This is a genomic window from Wolbachia endosymbiont (group A) of Barypeithes pellucidus, from assembly GCF_964030885.1.
Lineage (GTDB): Bacteria > Pseudomonadota > Alphaproteobacteria > Rickettsiales > Anaplasmataceae > Wolbachia.
In genome coordinates this window covers 682312-706768 of record NZ_OZ034985.1, presented here as the reverse complement: position 1 = coordinate 706768, position 24457 = coordinate 682312, and the positions used below count along the sequence as shown (strand labels likewise).

The 24457-nt window shown below is 34.4% G+C and carries 10 protein-coding genes and 2 pseudogenes; 3 read left to right on the top strand and 9 right to left on the bottom strand.

What is annotated here, in order from left to right; all coding sequences use genetic code 11:
* Nucleotides 1–12 precede the first annotated feature (12 nt).
* A pseudogene (locus ACQH1X_RS03655) lies at nt 13–162 on the top strand (Rpn family recombination-promoting nuclease/putative transposase); the annotation flags it as partial.
* On the opposite strand, the gene ACQH1X_RS03650 reads toward ACQH1X_RS03655, so the two are convergent.
* On the bottom strand, nt 114–10817 hold the full coding sequence (locus tag ACQH1X_RS03650; protein WP_425386573.1) for an ankyrin repeat domain-containing protein: 10704 nt from the start codon (nt 10815–10817) through the stop codon (nt 114–116). The pseudogene ACQH1X_RS03655 and the gene ACQH1X_RS03650 sit on opposite strands and share 49 nt — an antisense overlap.
* A gap of 29 nt (nt 10818–10846) precedes the next feature.
* The gene (locus tag ACQH1X_RS03645) at nt 10847–12142 is read right to left on the bottom strand and encodes a hypothetical protein (protein WP_425386572.1); all 1296 of its coding nucleotides are present in this window, start codon (nt 12140–12142) and stop codon (nt 10847–10849) included.
* Between the two features lie 699 nt (nt 12143–12841).
* On the opposite strand from ACQH1X_RS03645, the gene ACQH1X_RS03640 reads away from it, so the two are divergent.
* Nucleotides 12842–13870 carry an RDD family protein gene (locus tag ACQH1X_RS03640; RefSeq protein ID WP_425386571.1) on the top strand — a complete coding sequence of 343 codons (1029 nt, stop codon included), beginning with the start codon at nt 12842–12844 and terminating at the stop codon, nt 13868–13870.
* A gap of 200 nt (nt 13871–14070) precedes the next feature.
* Nucleotides 14071–17667: an ankyrin repeat domain-containing protein gene (locus ACQH1X_RS03635; protein WP_425386570.1), complete on the top strand. Its 3597-nt coding sequence runs from the start codon at nt 14071–14073 to the stop codon at nt 17665–17667.
* A gap of 365 nt (nt 17668–18032) precedes the next feature.
* Here ACQH1X_RS03635 and ACQH1X_RS03630 read toward each other — a convergent pair whose 3' ends face one another.
* From ACQH1X_RS03630 to ACQH1X_RS03600, 7 genes and pseudogenes are all read right to left on the bottom strand, one after another.
* Nucleotides 18033–19517, bottom strand: a complete 1485-nt coding sequence (locus ACQH1X_RS03630) for a recombinase family protein (protein ID WP_425386569.1) — start codon at nt 19515–19517, stop codon at nt 18033–18035.
* The gene (locus tag ACQH1X_RS03625; protein WP_425386568.1) at nt 19510–19950 is read right to left on the bottom strand and encodes a DUF2924 domain-containing protein; all 441 of its coding nucleotides are present in this window, start codon (nt 19948–19950) and stop codon (nt 19510–19512) included. Before ACQH1X_RS03625 ends, ACQH1X_RS03630 begins: the two co-directional genes overlap by 8 nt.
* Before the next feature lie 4 nt (nt 19951–19954).
* On the bottom strand, nt 19955–20410 hold the full coding sequence (locus ACQH1X_RS03620; protein WP_425386660.1) for an ankyrin repeat domain-containing protein: 456 nt from the start codon (nt 20408–20410) through the stop codon (nt 19955–19957).
* 131 nt (nt 20411–20541) lie between these two features.
* Nucleotides 20542–21843: a group II intron reverse transcriptase/maturase gene (ltrA, locus tag ACQH1X_RS03615; protein ID WP_425385808.1), complete on the bottom strand. Its 1302-nt coding sequence runs from the start codon at nt 21841–21843 to the stop codon at nt 20542–20544.
* A gap of 26 nt (nt 21844–21869) precedes the next feature.
* Nucleotides 21870–22256: a hypothetical protein gene (locus tag ACQH1X_RS03610; RefSeq protein ID WP_246433168.1), complete on the bottom strand. Its 387-nt coding sequence runs from the start codon at nt 22254–22256 to the stop codon at nt 21870–21872.
* Between the two features lie 252 nt (nt 22257–22508).
* Nucleotides 22509–23663: a phage tail protein gene (locus tag ACQH1X_RS03605; RefSeq protein WP_425386567.1), complete on the bottom strand. Its 1155-nt coding sequence runs from the start codon at nt 23661–23663 to the stop codon at nt 22509–22511.
* Nucleotides 23663–24456, bottom strand: a pseudogene (locus ACQH1X_RS03600) (baseplate assembly protein). The gene ACQH1X_RS03605 and the pseudogene ACQH1X_RS03600 overlap by 1 nt, the downstream one beginning before the upstream one ends.
* Nucleotide 24457 lies beyond the last annotated feature (1 nt).

Genomic DNA, 24457 nt, shown 5'->3' with positions numbered 1-24457 from the left:
TCAGTCATGAATAAAGAAGCTATCCAAATCGGCCATCAAAAAGGTAAAATTGAAGGTAAAATTGAAGTTGCAAAAAATTCACTTAAGGCTGGTGTCTCTATTGATGTTATAGCTCAAATTACCGGCCTTTCTGTAGACGAAATTAAACAACTTCGGGAGTAAATGGCATTTTGTAGTTGTTTGTCCACTGTCGTATTATTTAAATAGCTTCTAGGTTTATTATCAACAATGTCGTTAGGTTGATATCCACTATTAACTACTTGCTGCTCATCACACATCTTTTCAATATTGCCTTTTAAATTACTCAGAAACTTCTCATTTTTCGGACAAACTTCTTTTGCAACTGAATATAAAGTATTTGGTATTTGAGAGTACCTCTCGTTCCTTACGTGGCCTGCTACATCTAGATACACTTTAAAAAAGTCAAAACCTTTCACTGATACACCAGATTGTTTAGCTGTTTTTTCAAGTGTCTTTTTGAATTCTTCTACAATATTCAGTGTGTTAGCCAGAGCTTCTTCAGGGGTAATGGAACAAAACTTAGGAAGAGGATATTTTTTATCTAGGAAGCTTTGTAATAAGAAAAATCCTAAAGCAACATTGTTACTTATACAAACTTCACTGCTAAATTGGCTAGTATATTGGTCACCTGGATTTCTTACTGTATCAGAATGATCTGAGCCGTTTTCTGGAATCTCAGGTAATTCAACTTTTAAAGGAGAATATACAAACCGAGAAATATCTTTAATGGCATCTACAATAGTATTAGCAACAATATTCATCCATGAAGATGGTCTTGTACCACTACTTGCTACTACTTCGGATTGATTACTTAAATCTATAGCAAGAGGTTTTCTTGACATATGATGACGAGTATGATCTCCATGGTGATGACGGCGTTTGCGTTGAACAGTTTTGTCTCTTTCTTCTTTGATTTTCTCTAAATATTTTACAACATCATTATGTTTTTTCCAAGAAACAAGATCCAACGGTGTTTTATCATCCTTGTCTTTAACCTCAAAATCAGCACCTTCTTCTATAAGGTATTTTACTACATCTAAATGACCATTTCTAGCAGCATAGTGTAGAGGAGTCCTACTAGTGTTATCCTTAGCATTAATGTCAGCAACTTCCTTTATAAGATACTCTACTCCGGGTAAGCAACCTTCAAATGCAGCCCAGTGTAGAGAAGTCCTTCCATTACTACTCTTAGTATTAATATAAGCACCCCGTTTGATACATTCTTTAACTTTATCAAGGTCTCCGCTTTTTGCAGCATTCAATAATTCTTTATCTAGATCTAATTGTGCTTGCCTTAAAACTTCTTCTATATCTTTGTAACCACTTTGAATAGCCAATTCTAAAGGTATATCACCATCCATGTCTCTAGCCTCAATGTTAGCGTGCTTATCAAGAAGAAATTTTACTATATCCAATCTGTTCATCCTAACAGCAAGATGTAAAGGTTTGTTATTATAGTCGTCTTGAGACTCAATATTAGCACCTTTATCAATAAGAAATTTAACCGTATCCAAATTACCCTCTCGAACAGCAAAATGTAAAGGTGTTCCCTGATACGTTATTTCATTATTAAATTTAGCACCCTTACTAACGAGAAGTTCTACTGCATTCCATTTACTTTCTCGAGCAGCAAAAAGTATAGGTGTCCAACCATTCCTATCTAGAAGCTCAATCCTAGCACATCTACTAAGAAGAAGCTGAATCATACCTAAGTTACCTTCTTGAGCAGCATAGTGTAAAGGCGTAGAACCATACATATCTTGAGCATTAATATTAGCACCATAATAAAGAACAAGACTCACTACATTCAATTTTCCTGATTGAGTAGCGAAAAAAATTGGTGTATAACCAAAATTGTCTTGAGCTTCAATATTAGCATTATAATCATCACAAAGAAGGTTTATTTTGCTCAGATCACCTGCTTTGGCAGCAAGATGTAAGGGTGTTCTACCAAGTTTGTCTTGAACCTCAATGTTATTACTATTTGGGATTTCTAAAGACGTAGAATTTTCTTGTAAGTTACTTATCAAATCTGAATTATGTATTTTACCAAGGTAGTTTATTACATTAGAATAACCACCACAAGAAGCATAATATAGAGGCGCCCAGCCACCATGATCTTTAATATTAACATCAATTTTTTCTTCGTCTATAAAATATTTTACTATATCTAGTTTACCATTGTAAGCAGCATAGTGAAGGGGAATTCTACCACTATTATCTTTAATTTTTAAACTACTTTTTTCACCTACCACAAGATATTTTACTACATTTAGCTCGCCCCCATAAGCAGCACAATGCATAAGAGTTTGGCCATCGCTATACTTAGCACTTAAGCTAGCTCCTTGACTTACAAGATCTTCAACTTTGCTAAGATTTCCATATTGTGCTGCAATCAATAATTCTTTATCTAATTGCACTTGTTTTAAATACTCTACAATATTATTGTGTTTTTGATCAGTAGCAATATCCAGCAATGTTTTACCGCCTTTGTCTTGAGTGTAAACGTCAGCCCCCTTATCTACGAGGTACCTTACTAAATCCAAGTGACCATTCCGAGAGGCACAGTACAGGGGCGTCCGACCATACCTATCAGCATTATCAATGTCTACTCCCTTGCTGAGAAAAAATTCTATGATGTTCTTGTTATTGTTTTCAGCGGCAATGTGTATAGGTTTTCTGCCAAAAATGTTCTCAGCGTTAATATCAGCATCCTTTTCTATTAAAAAGTTAGCAACTTCTAAGTAGCCTCTCCATGCAGCAAAATGTAGCGGTGTCCAACCATTTTTATCAGTATCATTAATATCAACACATTTGCTAATAAGGTACTTTAGTATATCCAAATTACCACTATAAGAAGCATCACATATAGAGGGACCACAACGATGATCTTTACCCTCTAAACTAACGCCATTTTCAACAAGGTATTTAAATATACCAAAGTGACCTTTTAATACAGCATTGCGTGCAGGAGTATTACCATCTCTGTCTTCAGTATTAACATTAGCTCCTTGATTAACAAGGCCTGTTACTTCACTAATATTGCCAACTTTTGTTACATTCAACAATGCATGATCTAATTGTGCTTGCCTTGAAACCTTTACTATATCTAAACTAGAACCAGCATCTGCATTTCTCGCTTTTCTTACATTAGACCCACAATCTTCAATTATCCACATCCCTTGCAGAACCTGACCTCCTGGAATCCAAGTAAATACTCTACGCCTATCATTGTCATATTTAGCATAATTAGCAGCATATAAATACTCATTATGCTTAACATTCCTTATATTACATTTATCACCGTTAGGCTCAATCTTCCATACATCTTGCGTAACTTGTCCCCCTGGAATCCAAGTAAATACCATTCGTCTATCATTATCATAATTAAAATAATTACTAGCAGCATATAAATGTTCATTAAACTCAACATTTACTATACGAAAGCTATCATCATCAGGATGAATCTTCCACACACTTTGTTTATCATTTTTCCCAGGAACCCAAGTAAACGCTCTCCTCCTTTCTGTGTCATAATTAAAACAATCAACAGCAGCATATAAATATTCACCCTGATAAACATTCTTAATACATACTTTTGAAGCAAATATTGCATTCCTTACTGATTTTGGTAATCTATTTTCTAGCTTTTCAAGGCTAGATCTTTTTTCTAAAGGAACTTTAGGATAATCCTTCATCTCCATTGCTTCTTTAATGTAAGAAGCTAACTTAAATATTGCATTATCATTTAGATCACCACTCTTTTGCATTGCATCAAATACAGCTATGTAACCTGAAATCAACTGACCAATATCACCATGATTATGCACACAGCTTAATATTTTTTTCGTATCTACTCTTCCATATGCATCATCTACAACTTCTTTAATTATATTATCAAATAAGTTTTTATCAAAATTATAAATTCTATTAGTAAGTTCAGTGGTCAAAGCACTACAATTACTCGATATATTATCATCCAGCTTTCTCTTTGCTTTACTTTTTATTGAATATCTTAACTCTTCTATAAAAGACTTTGCCCACTTTTTTACATTAGATGAAGCATCTACTTGATTTATAATTTCCTTCCTTACACTCTCAATCTTTCCCATCATCTTATCTGGGTCATTACTTTCAGACTCGATATCAACACTCTTATTAAGGAAGAATTTGACCATATCTAGATTACCATTGCAAGCAGCTACACGTAGAGGTGTTCTACCATTATTATCTTCAGCAATAATATTAGCACCATTATCAACAAGAAACTTAGCTATATTTAGCTTACCTTCTTGAGCAGCCCAGTGTAAAGAATTACAACCATGAATATCTTTGTCTTTAACATTAACGGATCCTCTATTAAAAAGAAGTTTAACCACATCTAATCTACCTTCTTGAATAGCCACATATAAAGGTGTTAATTCGTGCTTATTTTCGGTATTAACACTTCCAATTCTTCTGATTAAGTCTTCAGCTTCACTGATGTTATTTTGTACTATAGCATTAAACATCTGATTTTTTAATACAACCACTTTTTCTTTATTAAGGTCCCCTATAATATCTTCTGAGTTACAAGTAGAAATTATACATTTCGAGTTAGAGAGTATTGTATCATTAAAAGCAAACATCATTTCTCTTGCAGGTTGATAATTACTCCAATTCTCCACTTTTGAAATGGTACTATTTCCATATGATATCACTAAACTATCATCAGCAACCTCCATATCAAAACCCAATATAGACTTATCTCTAAAATCAACCAACCCAACATCATTATTGTCAATAGGTTGATTATGATAAATCTGTAATCCTTGTTCATCTGGCTGATAGTATCTGAAAGAGTTAGGATCCATCTCTACATGTTCAAGCTTTAAATTTGTACTGTCAATTTTATAAAGCTTATTGTTCATTTGTAATACAATTTGCTGATGCTCTGGACTTTGAAAATAATCAACTAAACCAACGGATAAAGACCATTTAGTACCTTCACTACCAAGTACTGTAATATCTTTTATCTCTAAGCTATCCTCTGTAAGGTCGGAGATTGATTGGTTATAACATTCATTTATATAACTCCTTTTACCTTCTTGTATGCTTATACTATCAACATCTGTTACATTCAATTCAGCAAAATCAATAATATTGTAAGGTATGTTCTGATAAGGCACTGCTTTGCTTTTTATTTTTAAATTAAGTCTTATGGGGAATAACGAGATTTCGTGGTTTAATGTATCTGGTAGTTTGATAATATACTGATGTTGTCCTTCTCCCCCTTCTACTGTGACGTCTTGATAGTAATTACATAGTGTCATATAGTGATCATAATCATAGCTCCTTCCATTATTACGGTATTTCTGATAACTACTTGTAACGTCAGAATTATTATAGCTAAAATCAACAATTACCTGATCTGAATACATACCTGCAATTATCACTTTTTCACTAGGTATTCCCATGTAATTTTTGGTAACTTCTATTTGAGATATTGGTATGTCCAAATTACTCTTACTAGCAATATCTTTTGCAACTTGATAAGTATTAGTCAATTCTTGATCTAGAATACTTGCTTGTATAAATGCTTTTAACTTTTTTGCACTATTTTGTATTACCTCTCTACTAATATCACTTCCTGAACTTTTCAGCTTTTGATATCTAATATCTTCTATTGTATCAGACAAAGACTTATCTTGTATTGCAACAGACTCTGTTATTCCCTGGCAATTTACTTGAATTACTAGATTTTTAAAATCATCGATTGTAATACTTGAAACAATACTTTGTGTATCATTAGCTAAAAGATCTAAGCTATAGCTGTCTTTTCCTGTATCTTTACTTACTCCCCACTGTGTGATATTATTAACTTGAACCCTTATTACATCAATATTTCCTTTTATTTTTCCTGTACTGCCTAAATCACCTACTATCCTAGCATTATCACTCTCTTCATTAACGACAAATATTGTTTGCTTTAATCCCCTGTGATGTAAGTTCTCTTTGTTGACTACTCTAACTTCATAATCTTTATCTGTACAGTTAAATAAATTTTGCTGTACTTCCGCATTTTTTGCATTAATTAATCTTGTCCTACAGTGGGTAAAAATATTTTGTTTGATATCAGAGTTTGACACATAGTTATACGTATTAACTAATTTTATATTACTACTACCATAATATATTACTCCTTCATGCAAATTTATAACAACATTATTAGCTTTAACATTCATTACCAGAGTATTTTCTTTTCCTACTCCACCTTCGAGGGTACCAGACATAGAATTATTAATAATAAAAATAGTTTCATTGTTTTTAGAGCCAATATAATGTATATTACTACCCTCTGGAATATGCATTACTGCTGGATAATTTGCGGCTGCTGTTAATGTTTTAGGCCCTGAAATATACAGTACCGAGTCTTTAGGGTATGTTCCATTTTTTATAAGGGAAGAATCTTTCCTTTTTGGATTAGTAAAAATAAAAGGTTTACCTGAGAGAGTAAAGGTCTCTTGACAATTCCTATGGATTTTGTTGATATTGCATGGAAAAGATCCACCACCCTTTTCATTAATTATTTTACTGCACTGAGATTTTTGTGTCGGTTTTCTTAATGGTGCATCTATAATTCTTAAACCAAGATTTTCGTACTCATATTTTGTTAGATGAGGAATATGTTTTGCATCTGTATTAACAACATAAACCTTCTTTTTATCTATATCTTGATCACATTTAGGATTGTTTTTTATGTTACAGATAAACCTTTCCCAACCTTCATTCATAACCAAAGTATAAGATCTCATAAGTAGTGTTTTAGAGATATCGAGGGAAGATAAATCTTTCTCCGCATTAGAAGCTGTGTTAACATTACTAAAAGAGATGTTATTGTATTTTTCTTCTAACTCACACGTCTGATGACAGAACCCTGAGAACGCTGGACCCGGTTGACATATACGATCTGCATCTCTAATTATCTCACTATATTTTTCTTCAATAGAGATTACATATTGTACAATTGCAGCTATATTATAATTATCATCTAACAATTTAATAGCTACTTCTTTTACATGGTTTAAATAACCTTTTACTCTAATTATATCCCCATATTCCTTTTCTACATCTCTCCCTGTAAAAAACTTGATCACCTTTGCAAAAAAGACTTCTGCCTGCTCATTACCAGGTAGTAGAGGCACTTGTTCTGCTATTGCTTTGGTATATTCCATTCTTTCATGAATTTCCACACCAATTGTTATCAATACATCAGCAGCCATAGTAACTACTGCTACCCTTCCTAAAACTTTGCCTACAGCAGATAACCCTCTTAAAATCTTAGTAGTAGCACTTATACTTTTTATCGTAAAACTAACTCCTGCACTTATAGGCCTTATACTCATGCTTGCTAGTTTTATACCACTACTAGCTGTCCAATAATAATTTAATGGATGATTATTACCTTGAGCTATTTCATTTACACTATATCCAAATTGATAAGCGATAGTCGCAAATGTAATACTTTGAACTACAGGATTATCGATAATCTTAACAAAAGCTTGGCGTACAGGTTGTGGTATTTTGTTAATCAATCTTCCTACTTTACTATTAGGAGAAATACTTACACTCGTCCTAACATCATCCATAGCATCTAGTATACCATTGATACCAAATACTTGCTTTAAAGCATCATTATTATGTCGTCCAAATGTTGCTGTATCACCTATACTATCAAGCAAGTCATATATAGCCATTAGGGAGAAAAACTTTCCACCTTTTGCCCCTTTTATTTTTGCTGAGTCAAACTTATCATGATCAAATGCAATTCCTTTCCCATTAAGACTGCTTTCCACATTACTAATATAATCTGCAAAAACTTTTCCACCAAGATCATCAAAATGACTTTTAAACCTATCGAAAGTATCTTCTCTAACTCCTTTTGCTAATAAGCTCTGTTTAATTTCCTCTACAATATTATTGTAATCTTGATTAGTTACAACATCCTGAACATCACCTATGTCTTCAATGTATTTTTTATTCTCTAACAACTGCTTATCATTTGATAGTTGACGTAATTTATCAAAGACTACTTCTTTTCCATCTTTAAATATACTATCTAATTTTATTCTATAATCATCAATTTTTAAATAATATTCACTACCTTGCTCTTTAATTTCTTCTATTATAGCATACTCTTTATCGCTGCTTACTTTTAACTTTATCTCAAGATTTTCCTTATCCAGTATATAATTTTCTATACTCTTAATATTTGTAGCGTTATCTATTATTAATTCTTTATCATTACCGTTATTGTCTTTGAATTTTATATTTACTTTACCACTATCAATACTCACTTGAGGAGAATCTATAGTTATAATTTTTGTGTCATAAGCTTCAATACCAAACAACTCTTTAATAAGTTTTTCCTTTTCTTTCTCTGTAATCTTTTCTTCATCACGTGAATCTATACAGACCATACCTGTACTGCGCTGTTTCCTTCCTTTAGAACATTGCTGCTGACTAATACTAAAGATAGAACTATGAACTACCTTAACAGGAGTAAACGCATCTTTGCTCATTAAGATAAGGGAATCTGCATTATTCGCACCTTTATCAAATACAACACCTATAAAATCTACTTTTTTCCCATCTGTCAGCGTCTTATAAGTTACACCTTTCTTATACTCATCGGCTATTTGTTTGTTTGCTTCATCTTTTAACGCATCAGCTGTCTTGCCTTCCCTTGGTCCTTTAAGCTCTAACCCTACTGGATCGTATTCTTTAGCACTGCTAGCTTGATCTGCAAATTTGATACCATGAATCAGCATATCAATACGTTTTCCTCTGCCTGTTTGAAACTCAGTTAATACTAATGCCCTGTTTTCTTGTAGTTCTCCTAGCTTTATATCACTATAGTGGCTAAATGCTCCGTGAGATATAGCTTGAGTATGCGCTTCCTTTTCTATTAGAACCTTAAAAGGTAGCACTGTCTCACCTAATTTTCCAAATAACTCCTTATACTTGCCTATTGATTGAGATTGATCTTGTGAAGAAGCAAGCTGAGACTCTAGTACTGCATCAAATTTTTCCTTTAACTCGGCAGGATAAGGAATGTTTTTCCATTCTCCATTAAAAGATTCTTTTCCCCCTTTATACTCATTCAAAGAATTATATCTATCAATCTTTTTTATATCAAAAAAATCTGATTTTCTTTCCTCTTGTAAACTTATACATACTTCTGTTATTTTACCAACTTTTGGTAGATTAATAGGTATCTTTTTCTCACTAAACTCTCCTTTTCCTCCTTCTCTAATATGAAAAATAAACACCTCTTTATCCTGTCCTTGATTTCCTTTAGTCAGCATAAATGTTGTCACAGGCCTTTCAGTTGATTGTGTACCAGATCTTGTAGAAGAAGCAAGTGGGTACTCATTATATAAAAATACGGATTTCTCTAAATCAATATCTACAAACTTATCAGCAAGAAGAAGTTGCCCTAATAGAAATCTACTAAAGTAATTACCCCCTTTCTCTGGCGTACCAGGAAATGTGTGATAAATACGTTCTAGTGGCTGTTTTATCTTTTCTGTTATATCAGTAATTGCCTCTTCTCTTCCATTCCAATCGGAAGCTTCTTTCAAAAGTGCCTGCATTGTAGGTAGAGCAATTTCTCTGTCTTCACGAGGCGATATATGCATTGAAAACTTTTCACCTTCAGTTGAATCCAAATTTAACCCTACACATAACACATTATCTGAAACGGTTAAAACACGCATTGTGTTTGGCTGAAAACCTTTTGCATAATCCTTTGCTTGCTCTAATGCACTACCTAGTGTTGTACCAGCAGCTGTTCCTGCTTTTAATTCAATAATAATTGGGACAGCATTCAATGATCTTTCCTTACCACGAGGCACTAGAACAATATCAGCGTAACCTCTTCCTGCAAATTGCTCTAAGTAAACCCTAAGATTATGTCTATAGCGAAAATTCACTAAAGCTCCTGCTACAAATCCATGATGTGCTGCTTCTCTTGTCCCTTGAGCATAGGTAAGTGAATTCCCATATTCAGAGTGAATTCTACTGACTTTTTTAAAAATTTCTTCAACAGATTCCTTTACTTTTCCTGCATTCGAATTAGTCAGCTTTGCTATATCATTTTCTGGATTACTCCATAACCCCTTTTTTATTTCCTTAAACTCATGTGTTGTAGAAGCATCATTGTCCAATTTATTACTTTCTACATTAACAGATATTCCTGCCATTTTCCCTTTGGCATCTTTTTCTTTAGCAATTTCTACCAATCTCACACCTAGCTTACCTTGATCTCTAGCTAGCCTCACAACATCATTCCTGGCAACTTTAGTATTGCCTAATATTTTATCTAGCTCACCGTAGCTAAACTTTTTCTTTGTGCTACCAGATTCTGCAATAACAAAGAGCCTTACTTTATCAGCAGCATCTTCTGGGCTTTTGATTTCTCCTTTTCTAATAACAGCTACTTTTAGAGTCTTTGAACTGTCAAAACTAAAATATATTTTCTCAATGTTCAGCTTTGCTGCAATTTCTGTGTCTATCAAAGTAGAAAAACTTCCTAAAAAGAAATGAGGAAAAAATCCTTCTTTACCTACTGAATGTAAATACGATGGAACCTGATCAACATAAGATTGAAACCTTGCTTGGAAAGATTCAAAATCACTCCCTTTTGGGGCTGAAGTACTTGGGCCAGCTTTTACTGACTCTCGAATTAGTAGCTCTATTAATTCAAAATCTTGCACTCCTTGATTATCTACTTCTCCTTGTTTTCTTTTAGGCATATAACCCTCCTTCTAGACATATAATATTTTTAATGATCACCTAACCCCACATAAGATTGTTTACTAAGCTCTACCTCAGCTAAATCACCACTTGGACCAGGTATGTTTTTTTGATCGAGTTCTTTATCAGCAGACTTACCATACGCTAAAAACTTATTTAATGAAACATGATCTCCTCGCTCTAATACAGAACGTATATAATTTGCTTTTTCAGAAGACATGAACTCTTCGATTTGTCTAGGATTAGCCTTATCTAGCATTCCCCATACTGGCTTCATAAAACCTCCTTCGACCAAAGGCACCAAAAATCTCCCTTGAAAAACAGAGTTATTCATCATTTCTTTATTCAATGTCAAAGTACGATGATCAACAAAACCCTCTCTTGTCCATACATGTATAAAAATTCCCATAGCTGTACTTAAATAATACTCTGGACATTCCTTTACCATTAATTTTAACCAGAGATAGTAATCATCTTCTGGAACATTGCATGGCTTCAAAAAATCAAATAACTTCTGAAATTGATCAAAATTAGATATTTCTAGCATTCTGTATAAAGAGGCATATTCAGTATTTTTCTTTAAATCTCTTTTCAAAAGCTCTGGATATTTATTATGACTTATCTGACTTAAACAAAATTCAAACACATCAGGATAGCCACTATCACCTGCTGCATGCACTGCAATTCTCATGAAAACTTCATCCTTTTCCTGAGCACTTAACTCACTTTCAGGTAATGAATTAACCTTATCCCAAAAGAACTCTACCGCTTCTACACGTCTTCTCCTCGAACTTATTGCTGCACGGTGTAAACCAAAGACATAAGGATGCTGGTCTTTCAGATCTAGCTCTGAAATGTATCCACTAATGAAATGTGACCAAAATTGCATCATTGCATCTGTACACCAACTTCCACTTATTCTTTTTGCTAGCTTTTTTAATGCGTCTGGGTCACCATCTTTTACTTTATGCTTCTGTTTAAAATGTTCAAATAGAGAAATTATATCCTCTTCTAAGCAACACCAACACGCGATTTGGTAAAGATAAAAGTCCTCTAGTGGATTACTTATACCATTACAACTTTTTGGTTCTATCATCTTTTTAGCCACTACTCTTCTATTGAGTTTGATACCATGTATTGTATCGGTTTTTTCCCAACATTCTTCATTTGATAATATATCAAGAAAAAAGGGAAGATTCCCGGTATTGATAGTCTCCAAATATCCCCGCCCCCAATTTTTTATTTGAAGTTGTTTAGATTCTTTATAAGGATCGTCATCCTTAATAATAGAAAAGGCTAACTTGGTTAGGTCATCTAAGTCCATAATTCTCACCTCCATAAAAAACATACAGAGCTATAATAATTTATAAACCCTATATCAGTTTCAACATCATACTACACCTTTATAACCTGTCAATCACTATTTAAGAAAAATTTTCTAACCCAAAGTAGTTTGAGGCAAAAGGCTTTTAGCAGGCTCAATACATGACCTCTTGTTTATTTTAAATTTTGTTTCGTCATGAGCTTGTCTTAATTATTCTTCCGCAAATAAATCAATATTAATTTAACAAAATATATTATTAAGATCTCAAGCAAAATAACTATTTCTAGCACTCAAAATCAGCTAATGAGAGAAGAGTTTGTTTTGGGATGCGTTGATCTACCGCCTGTTCTGTGCGAACTTTTTTATATAGCAACTTTACTATACTCTAAAATCAGCCATATTAGCCCACTTCATCCACATCTACATACGAACTAATTTGTTTAGTTTTGTTGTAAAAATTTCACACCTTTATTTTCACAACCCTATTTTTATGCGGCTTGTTCTCACAAAGGTAGGTACTTTTTTGCGATTTTGGGAAAAGTAAATGATTAAATTTTTTGTGATGCTAAAGGAACCCATGTTTTCTACATTAATGTAAATATTTCTCATGCTCTCAACCAGCAGCAATTTTACTATTATTTAAGCACTAACATAATAACATTAGATAATGGTGTTGGGTACACACAAATGGGTGTTAGAATGAACTATGCAAAAGTTACTAAACGTATTGCAGCGTATTTAGTTGACCAAACAATATTTTTAGTCTGCTGTTCATTCTTTTTTTTATTAATTTCATTTATATTACCAGAAGAATCTCTTACTAACTTTTTTAATTATGTCTTTCCTGATACTGACATTGATACAGAACTCATATCAAAACGATATGAAATATTAGAAGACTCAGGTACATTACTAGCAAGTTTAGTATATATAGCATTAGAAGTATTAATGATAATAAGACTTGGTTGGACTCCAGGAAAATTGCTATTTGGTATATACATAAAGGATGCAAACACACTGAAAAACATTGCTTTTATGCAAGTAGTAATAAGAAGCACTTTCAAGACGTTTTTGTTTGTATTTCTCGATACTTATGAGTGGTTTTTAATTTCACCAGTATTGATCCTAATGCTTATACCTATAATATTTGATCAACGTAAACAGCTTTTCTACGATAAAATTGCAAAAACAGTAGTAATGGATTATAGATCTGAAGAATGCTACCCAAGATTAAACTGTGTATATGTGGGAATAACTAGACGCGCTGTAGCATATATTATTGATCATTTCATTATTAAGGGGACTCTTTTAGTCTTTGTTTTTTTTCTTGCAGAAATGACTTTTTTACCCTTTAAACTATTGATCATGTGTTTACGTATTTTGCTATCAATTCTTTTAGAAGTATTAATGGTAAAAAGATTTGGTGGTACTCCAGGACAATTGTTGTGCCGTATTCGTATAAAAGATGCAGATACAATTGAAAATGTCACTCTAACACAAGCAATAATCCGGTGTGTTTCGTTTAAAGTGATTTGCTCATCCATATTCATTATGAAAAGATTTTCTGTTACGTTTGCTTCTGAATGGTGGTTTGATCCTTTACCAGACTTAATCCTTATGACCGTAATACTAATTTTCATGTGTGCAATATCTGATCAACGTAAACAGTTTTTTCATGATAAAATTGCAAAGACAGTAGCTGTAAATTATTGTAAATCTTCAAGCTGATTTCTTTTTCAGTTATGGGTTTATGCTTACTTTTTCTCTACTCAATTTCTAATCTGCATAAAATTTATTAAAGAAACTATTGACACTAAAAATGTCTGTGTTACAAGTAAGCTGTGTTTAGTATTTACATAAAGTGTTTACGATCATTTTGTTTGATGGTGAGGGTAATTTTTAGTTATAATTAAGGGGGTGAAATGCACATGGATCAACAACAATCAAGTAATAGTACAATTAATAGAGTTATCCAGCTACTACAGTCTAGTGTTTTAAAGCAAAAAAATCTTAGCGATAAAGTTAGTGATGCAGAGGTAAGTAGGCTAATAGATGATACAGTAAAACTTAGTCGTTCAAAGCGAAGCAAGAAAGGTAGGAAAGGTTCAAATAAACAGCATGTGCGGAATAAGTGGAATACGAAGAAGAATAGAGAGAAAGCTCGGGAAATAGTAGGTGAGGCTGTAGACTATTTTGATGGTTATGAAGACCAACTTATTTACAACAGAACGTCACAAGGGGCTATTACTCGAGGTAGCCAAACAGCGATGTCTCTAGAACAGCTTAACTTAGAGCTAATTAACTCTGTAAAACAATCTAATCTTAACAAGGTTAAAGAGTACATTAATGAAGGAGCAGATATAAGTACTAAAGATAATCATGGTAAAACACCTTTACATATAGCTGCTAAGAGAGGTCTTTTAGATATAGCAAAGTTTTTATTGGATAAAGGAGCTGATATTGATGCTCAAGAAAATAAATTTGGTCGAGCACCTTTGCATTTAGCTGCTGCAAAAGGTCACTTAGATATAGTAAAATATCTTATAGAAAAAGGTGCTGATGTTGATGTTTATCAAGGTGGATGGAGTTATAGCACTGCGCTTCACTTGGCTGCTCGGAAAGGTCATTTAGATATAGTAAAATACCTTATAGAGAAGGGTGCTAACCCAAAAGCTACTGATGGTGGTGGCAAAACTCCTCTGCAAAGGGCTACTCAGAAAGGTCATTCAGATATAGTTGAATACCTCAAGGGGAAAGTGCCACGAATCACAGAGAGACAACAAGTTGCAACAGAAGTACCACACACTACAGAAGGGCAACATACTACGGAAGGACAGCAGGTTACAGAAGTACCACAGGTTACAGAGAGGCAGCAGGCTACAGATGGACAACGAGCTACAGAAGTACCTCAGGTCACAGAGAGACAACAGACTACGGGAAGACAGCAAGTTACAACAGAAATTTCGCAAACTACAGAGAAACAGCAAGTTACAACAGAAGCGCCACAGACTACGGAAGAACAGCAAGTTACAGAGGATTATAGCAATACATCTTTACACTTAGCTGCTGAGCAAGGTAATTTAAATGCAGTAAAATATTTTGTAGAAAAAGGGGCTGATGTTAATGTTAAAGGAGAAGATGAAAATACGCCTTTGCATTTATCTGCTAAGGAAGGTTGGATAGGCATAGTAGAATACCTTATAGGTAATGGTGCTGATGTTAAAGGAGAAGATGAAAGTACACCTCTGTACCTAGCCATTCAAGAAGATAGACTAGATGTAGTAGAGCTTCTTCTAAATAGAGGAGCTGATCCCAATATCGAGGGAAGATATCTAGGAACACCATTGCATTTAGCTACTAAATGGGGAGAGTTAGATATGGTAAAGCTTCTTCTGGACAAAGGTGCTAATGTAAACATTTATGAAAGGTATGGTGGCACACCTTTACATTCAGCTATTGACAAAGGAAGATTAGATGTAGCAGAACTTCTCTTGGATAGAGGGGCTAATATTAATGCTGAAGGTTATTATGGTGAGACACCTTTGTATACAGCTATTGAAAAAGAGAAATTAAATTTAGCAAATTTCCTGATAGATAAAGGTGCCGATGTTAATATTAAAGGAAGGTATGGTAATGCGCTTTTAAGATTAGCTTTCAACAAAAATGGATTTGATATAGCAGAATTTCTTATAGGTAAAGGTGCTGATGTCAATGTTAAAGGAGAGGATGATAATACGCTTTTGCACTTTGTTATCAAGGAAGATAAATTAGATATAGCAAGATTTTTGGTAGATAAAGGTGCTGATATCAATGCCAAAAATAAGAATGGTGAAACACCACTACATTATGCTATTGAAAAAAATAATTTAGATATAGTGAAATACCTTGTAGGAAAAGAGGCTAATGTTAATGTGAAGGCTGATTATGATTTATCACCCTTGCACTATGCTATTAAAGAGAATAATTTAGATATGGTGAAGTGCCTAGTAAGTAATGGTGCTAATGTCAATCTTCAAGATAAAGGTGGAGATACCCCTCTACACGTAGCTACTACCAGAGGTAGTGTAGATATAGTAAAATACCTCATAGATAACGGTGCTGATATTAATATAGTAAACAATAAAAACATTATGCCTTTACATATTGCTCTTAAGTATATTAGGTCTAGTACATTTCTTCGGTCACGTTATGATAGTGAACAATACGGTAGTAGAGAGAATTACTCAGATATAGCAAAATACCTAATTAACAAAGGTACTGATGTTAATGCTAAAGGTACCGATGATAAAACTCCTCTTCACTTAGCTACTGATGCAGGTGAGTTGGATATAGTAAAATTTCTAGTGGATAAAGGTGCTGATATTAATGCTAAAGATGAAGATGGTAGAATGCCTATTCATATAGCTGTTAAAGATGCTTATAGAATAGGCTTAGATATGGTAAAATTTTTCCTGGATAAAGGTATAGACGTTAATATAAAAGATAATAATAACTACACTCTTTTACGACTTGCTTCAATTGTAGAAAGTGTAGAACAACAAAATCTCATTAAATTTCTTGTAGAAAAAGGAGCTGGTGTAAATCCTGAAGAAAATAATGGTTGGTCACCATTGTACTGGGCTGCTAAAGTTGGCAGGTTAGACATTTTAGAGCTTATAATTAGTAAAGGTGCCAATGTGGATTATGTAGGTAAAGATGGCGGCAAGCTTTTATATATGGCTGCTGCAGGAGGTCACTTAGACATGGTAAAGTTTTTGTTAGATAAAGGTGCCTACATTGATGCTAAAGTAGAAAACAACGTTATTATATTTGGTGTTATAAAGACACGGGAAGACACACCTTTACATGCAGCTACTGTAGCAGCTATTGAAAAAGGAAAATTAGACGTAGTAAGGCTTCTCTTAGATAGAGGGGCTAATGTCAATGCTAAGGACAGTTTAAAAGGTCACACACCTTTGCACTTGGCTGCTTATTATGGTAATTCAGATTTGATAAAACTTTTTATAGAAAAAGAGGCTAATATTAATGCTAAAAATTATAGTAGCCAAACACCATTAGATGTTGCAAAAAGTAGAGGCAATTCGCAAATTGTTGAACTTCTTTCATCTTATCAGTACAGAAATCGTAATCGCCGCGATATAGTATCAAGCAACTCATGGACAAACAATAGTATTGTCAATTGGGTTAAAGGTCTAATATCGTCTACAGGATCTCCAGCTTTACTTACTTCTAGAGAACACAATAGTACTACTGTTACTGCTGTACCGAAAATAAACACTACTGTAGTAAATAACACATTAATATTAGGTATCCTTGCTACTAGTATGTTTAATAAAACACAATATAAGCAACCAATTCATGAAAGTCTTTTATCACCAAGAGATCAGCTTATGAGGAATATAGATGACTCAAGTAGACTTTTGGAGGAATCTCTACAAAAAGCCAAAGAAGAGGGATGGGGTAGTCCTAGTACTGATGTGGATGAAGTGAAAATTAGTGGTAATAAAACTGGAATGTGGAAATGAATGGAGGTTTCTCTAGCTTGATGTTTATTCTTTTTAAGATTGTGTTGAGCTAAAAGAAAACTACAGGCTGATCTATTTTTTCGATCTTTATACTTGGCCTTAGCGTATTATACAGCTCAGTATGCTAATACAACCCATTTTGCCGTATAAAAGGTTACAGCGTCGCTATCAAAACATGGCTAAGCGGGAGAAGGAATGTTTGGCTCTTACACAATAATTTTGGAGCTCTGGTGTCATTTCGTATATAAGTTAAGATTATCACTATTTTCATTATATAATTAAGCCTTTAGCACTGATTTCCCTCAATTTTTGAAGTATTGGTTTTCTGGCACATACTCTTTTTCATCTCCTGTTACTTTTGTAAATTAAGATGACAGTACGTAGAATTTCTCCATCTGCTCGCTCCACAACATCGGTATTTCTCTAAAATCAACTAATTTCAAATCTCTTGGCTGCCTCCCATTTACTATATCTTCTTTAATTTTTGGTGCTAAATAATTTAATCTTAAAATTTGCTGTATACGTCTTGTACCTATATTAATTTTAACGCTCAGCTCTTTTATATTTGCGTATTTTCCTTCCTCTAGTTGCCGTTTCCACAGGTGGGCTCTTACCACTGCTTTCAGTAGCGCATTATTTGTTTTTCCTTCTGGCTCAATTACTGTACATTTCTTTCCCTTCTTCTTTATTGGTATAAATTCTATCTTATCCTCTGAACTCACTTCTATTCCATCTTCCTTAACCATTACTCCCTTTATTAACTTTTTCACTACTTCTTTCTGTTTTCCAAAACTTAAATTTCTCCACTCTTCCGCTTTTTCTTCCCATTTTTCATATAGCTTCTCTGTCTTCCTCATCACTTCTTTTTCCACTTCTCCAGCAACTATTGTTCGATTTACTGATTCACAATTCTTTCCCCTTAAATGATTGTTGCATACGTAATATCGATATCTCTTATTCTCTTTTTTTGAGTATGTCAGCGTCATATTTACATCACAGCTCTTACATTTAATTATTCCCTTTAGCAGCGCTTCCTCGTATTTCGCCTTTCTATATGGCTGATTCTTTATCAATTCTTGTGCTTTTTGCCATTTTTCCTCTTTTATTATTGCTTCATGCTTTCCCTCATACTGTTTGTCATAATGTCTTATCTTTCCCACATATATTGGATTTGTTATTATTCTTCTCACCGTTGCTTTTTTAAAGATATCTGATTTTGTTCTATAACCTTCTCTATTTAACTCCCTTGCCAATTCTGCCATTGACTTCAGCTTCAAATATCTCTCAAATATATACCTTACCACCTTTGCTTCTTTTTCATTTATTATTAATTCTTTATCTTTTACATCATACCCAAACGGCACAGTTCCACCCATCCATAAACCTTGTTCTTTTGATGTTGCTATTTTATTTTTTACTCTCTCTACTATCATCTCTCTTTCTAACTGTGCTGCTCCTGATAACACTGTTTGTACAAACTTTCCCATTGGCGTATTATTATCAAATATCTGCGTTACTGCTACAAAGTTTACTCTATGCCTTCTAAAAAATGATGTTACTTCGATGCTGTCTTTTGTTTCCCTTGATAATCTATCTAGCGTATATACTACTACACAATCTACTTCTCCTTTTTTTACATCTTCAAATAATTCCTTTATTGCTGGTCTTTCTAAATTCTTTCCTGAGAAACCTCCATCGTCGTACCTTTTGGCCAATGCTACCCAGCCTTCTTTGCTCTTTATGTACTTCTCACATGCTACTCGTTGCGCATCTAAACTGTTAAACTTCTGCTCTAGACCGTCTTCATTTGACTTTCTCGTATATATTCCACATCTTATCCCTTTACACATTTTCCCTTCCCTTTTGATCACGCAAACCAAATAGGAGCGGCCCATTGTAACTCATTCCCATTATTTTTCCGGCTACTGCTGATAATGATGTGAAAAATTCTTCTCTGTAGATTAAACCCTTATCTGTTACCATTACTGCGTGAGTCTCTTCCCCTCTCTCTAATATTAGCTCTGTTCCCTCTACTGGCAGTTTATCGCTACTTATTCTTTTTCCCTTCTCTAGCCGATCTGCCAGATACTCTAGTCTTTTTGTCCCCTTTCTTGACATTTCTCCATACGCTTTTTCCTGCATTCTATAAGCTAATCTCGGTATCAGATATTTCTTTGAGTATCTAGGCGCTTCTTCTCCATATACCTTCTTCCATATTTTTCTCAGCTCACCCAAAGGTTTTCTCTCTAAATTCATTACTTTCTTTTCTATTTCTTCCTCCATATTTTTAGCCTTTCATAAATAACTTTTCAATTCTGTCTATTTCTTTCTTCAATACTTCAGTTACTTCTTTACTGGTTTTCGCATAATCCATCGCTGTCATTCCAAATTTATCCGCTTGCTCTATTTCTCCTCCAGCTTTTACCAGCTCCTCCACTATTTCTTTTTCACCTACCATGCACGCAAGGTGTAGAGGTATGCATTTATTTCCATATTCCTCAGCATTTACGTCTGCTCCTGATTTTATCAATTCCCTCACGATTTCTAGACGTTTCTCCGTTACCGCTAGGTGCAGTGCTGTGTATCCTTTCACATCTGCTGCATTCACATTCGCTCCTTTTTCGACTAACAACTCCACTGTTTTTACCTCTACTGCACAATGTAGAGCTGTTCTTCCTTTTTCGTCTCTTTCATAAATATTTTTAAACGAGTTCTCTAATAGTGACTCCTCTTTTTTACCCAGCTTTACGTTCGGTAGAAGCTGTAGCTTTACTCCTCTCGTTTGAGTTTTATTACTACAACTCCCCCTAAAGAACCGTGCTTGCAGATTTCCCGCACACGGCTCATCAATATTAGTTTTCACAGTCGTCCCTCTTATGCATATAAAGAAAAATGTATTTTTGGCTTTGGTAATGGATTTACTTCTACGTAGTGTACAAACTGTTCCCAGGTCATACTCTTTTTCTGACTACGCCGATTTATCCATTTAAATGCTAGCTTTCTTACTGATGTGTAAAATTGTTTCAAACACCAATAATTTCCGCTAATACCAAAGTAGTTATAGTGTCCTGTTAATTTAGCCTTCAGTACTTGCCACCAATCTTTAAGTCGAATACTTCCGCGGACTATTTTCAACCACTCCTTGATTTCTTTTAGTTTTCTGGCTAGATTTAACTTTGAGGTTTTATGTCCCATTATTAATCTACCACGACGACTTTTTGCACCATAGTGCGTAAACCCCAGAAAATTGAAACTTTCCGTCCTTCGTTTCTCTCTTATCGCTTGTTGCCACTCCCTCTTGCCAAACTTTACTACTCTGGTCTTGTTTTCAGATACTTCCAACCCAAATTTATTTAGCCTTTGTTTCAGTAATTCCAGAAATTCTTCCGCGTCTACCTTACTTTCGCAACAAACCACAAAATCGTCGCAAAACCTTATTAGTTGTATATATCCTCTGGATCTTGGTTTAAATTTCTTTTCTATCCATAAATCCAACACATAATGTAAGTATATATTTGCTAATACAGGACTTACTATACCACCTTGGGGTGTACCTTGTTTTGTTGCTTCATAATTTCCAGCTTCGACTATCCCTGCCTTGAGAAACCGCTTTACTAACCACAGCAAATTTGGGTCAGTTATTCGTTCCCTTAGACATCTCATTAGCCATTTATGCTGTATATTATCGTAGAACTTCTTGATATCCACTTCTACAATGTAGTTTATTGGCTTGTACATAACTGCTTTATCTAGTGCATTTACCGCTTGATGACAGTTTCTTCCAGGTCGAAATCCATATGAGCTGTCCAGAAAGTTTGCCTCGTAAATATTTTCTAATATCTTCTTCAGCATAATCTGTACTAATTTATCCTCGGTCGATGGTATTCCGAGTCCGCGTTTCTCTTTACTTCCAGCTTTCGGTATATATACCCTCTTTACTGGTTGTGGTTGATATTGCTTCCTCTTCATACTTTCTACTAGCACTTCGAGTTTCTCATTCAGATTTTCTCCGTATGATTCCACTGTTATCTGGTCTACTCCACAAGCCTTGTTACGCTTCAGTTCTTTATAACATCTCGCAAGATTCTCTGTATTTATCAGATGGACTAACGATGTGAATTTTAGTCGCTTATCTTGCTTTGCTCTTACTGCTATCTGGTTTAGTTTATTTTGCATGTTATTCCAACCTCCGTTGTATTGGCCTAGCAATCCCTATTCCAGTTACTATATTGCTGATCGCTTCCCCTTGTACGTGGCTTTCCCACATTCTGAGTACTATCAATCAGTCCGACTTCCCCTGCATCTTCCGCTAGTTCTTGCCTTTGTTGACTTGTTCCAGCGTACCTTTGTAGGAATGCATAGGATCTCCCAAGTTCACTTGAAGTCCATTTCAATACATGGCACGGTCTCAGATCCCGATAGAGTGAGTGATAACTTGCCTTTACGTTATCCTTCATGCTGTCTTCCATGGCCATGAAAATGTCGACCTCTATGTCTTCAGGTATTTCGGAACTCAATCCCTTCACTTTCGTTGTACCCTGCATTGTCCATCCCACTAGCTCTATTACACTCGTTACCTCATGCAACATAGTGGTCTGTTCCAAACTGTTGGCTAGACTTTGTTTGTGTTGGATTTTCACCAACTGTTCTCCAAGCACTTCTTGGCGCACCTTGGAATACCTCACAAAATTAGCTTTTCTAGCGCCAGACAAATTTCTTATATTTACCTGCTGCTATTCAAGTCATGTCCTTTTTAGCATGAGAAAGCAAGTCTTTTTCTTTTTATTTCATACATTTTTACCTATTATTAATATAATATATGAGTATCTAAATATAAGTATTTAACTTATTAGAGATATTATTCGACTATCTTTCCAACTTCTGTGCAAATGTCGATGTTCGTGCCACTTCAGTACTCCCGGGTAAAATACTAAAATGTAATTTTCTAATTCGTGTATTGAGTCTTTTTGCTCTGAATCATTTTTATAGTAAACATTGTGTTCTGCTATAACGTATCCTACTATTTTCTGGTCAATGAAATTCTTTGTTTGATAAAAATGAGTGACGCTAAACCTTTCTAAAATTTGCTCGTATTTTAAGTTCCATAGTTGTTCAGATAGTTTACTACTTCCCAATACAAATTTATTCCCTCTTTCCTCCACGCTACTAACTGGAAAGCACTCATTTATTTCTCCTAAGTTCCAACTGTCCGATAATACTATCTGCGCTTTAGCAAATTTAATCGATGGTAATAAGCTTTGAGTTAGAGGATACAGGGCTTTTAAGTTATACCACTGATGACTTCTTTCATAAATGCCTTTGTAATCCTTTGTGTGAGGCTCTGTTTCCCCAAGCACTGCTACATTCAACCGATATATGTCATTACTAAATGCTTGTTCATAATGCTCTCTTAAATAGTTGTCTACAATCTCTACTAACGGACCTCTAGAACTGAAAAAATTTATTCTTCCAAACGATAACACTGGCCCATCTTTTTCAACTTTTCTACCTGAATAATCCGATAACAAGCTTCCAAAAAAGCTTTCATCTAAAATAAACCTATCAATGTTGTAGTGGTCATTGAAAATCCTCATTAGCCTTGATCTTGCTGGTAATGATAGTTTTGCAAGCTCTACAACCGCATCTACAAAAAAGTTATTTGGAACATCCCTTATCCCTATCTGCAGTTCAAAAAAATGTTTACCAGGTGGTTCTTCGATAATTGTAATATCTTCTATATTCGCCCACTTTAGTGCTATTTTGAGTGAGGCAGGTGTTCCACGTAGTCTTTGAAATTTTACTCCTTCTACTATCGCTCTTCTTTTATCTTTTACCCAGCGCAGTATCTCTTCTAAACCATATTCTTCTATTATCCACGGCAATGTTTCTTCTTTCAGGTTGAACTTAAACCCTCTGATACATCTTGGATCAACCTTATAATCTGTTGCATCAACCAGTGCTTGCTCTTGCTTTGTTGCATTTGGTGGCAATAACATTACTCAACCTTTAACTTTCTTAATGCAGCGCACTCATTTCCTAGTACTACAACGTCCTCTTTTGGCTCGATTAATTCCACATTTTCTACACCATCTACAAATAAATTCGCTATTATCCAAGATCTTGTCACACTCCACCCTAATCTTTTTGCTAATTCAAACCTCTCAATAAACTGCTTCTTGATTTCCTCCTTTGATATTATAGGACTTATACTCATTCTGCTGTGAATATCTATTTCCATAATATTGCACCTATCACTGTTACTGTATCTGTTAAAACTCTTATATCATCTCTAGTAACCTGCTTTTTTACAATTTCTAGTAGCTCTTCTGACACTATGCCAGTTGTGGATAATTGTGTTGATAAGATTGAAATTTGTACTTTCCCTGGTATAGGTGATTCCACTAGTGCATCTTTTACTCTACTATCTGCTGACAGTGCATAATACCTATAATACTCCTTGCTCCCACATGTGCTCCAGCCTTTTATTTTTGCTTTTACCCTCTTTCTAAATCGTTCGTCCTCTTCTTCTTTTTCTCTCTCTACTCCATAAAATTCAGCTAAATTATCAAGATCTTCTCCCGTTGCAAATTTTAGTAAATTGCTCTTTACAGCTTCATTTATTCTTTCTCTAAGCAAAAGTTCTCGCCATGCTGCTACCTCCAGAACTTTCATTGCTGGATCCGATTCTACTAATCCTGAAAAGGTTTCATCTCTACGGACCAATTCTTCCTTCATTCTCGAAAAGATTTCTTCATAACTCAGCTTTTCAATAATATTAGGTGTCTGCATT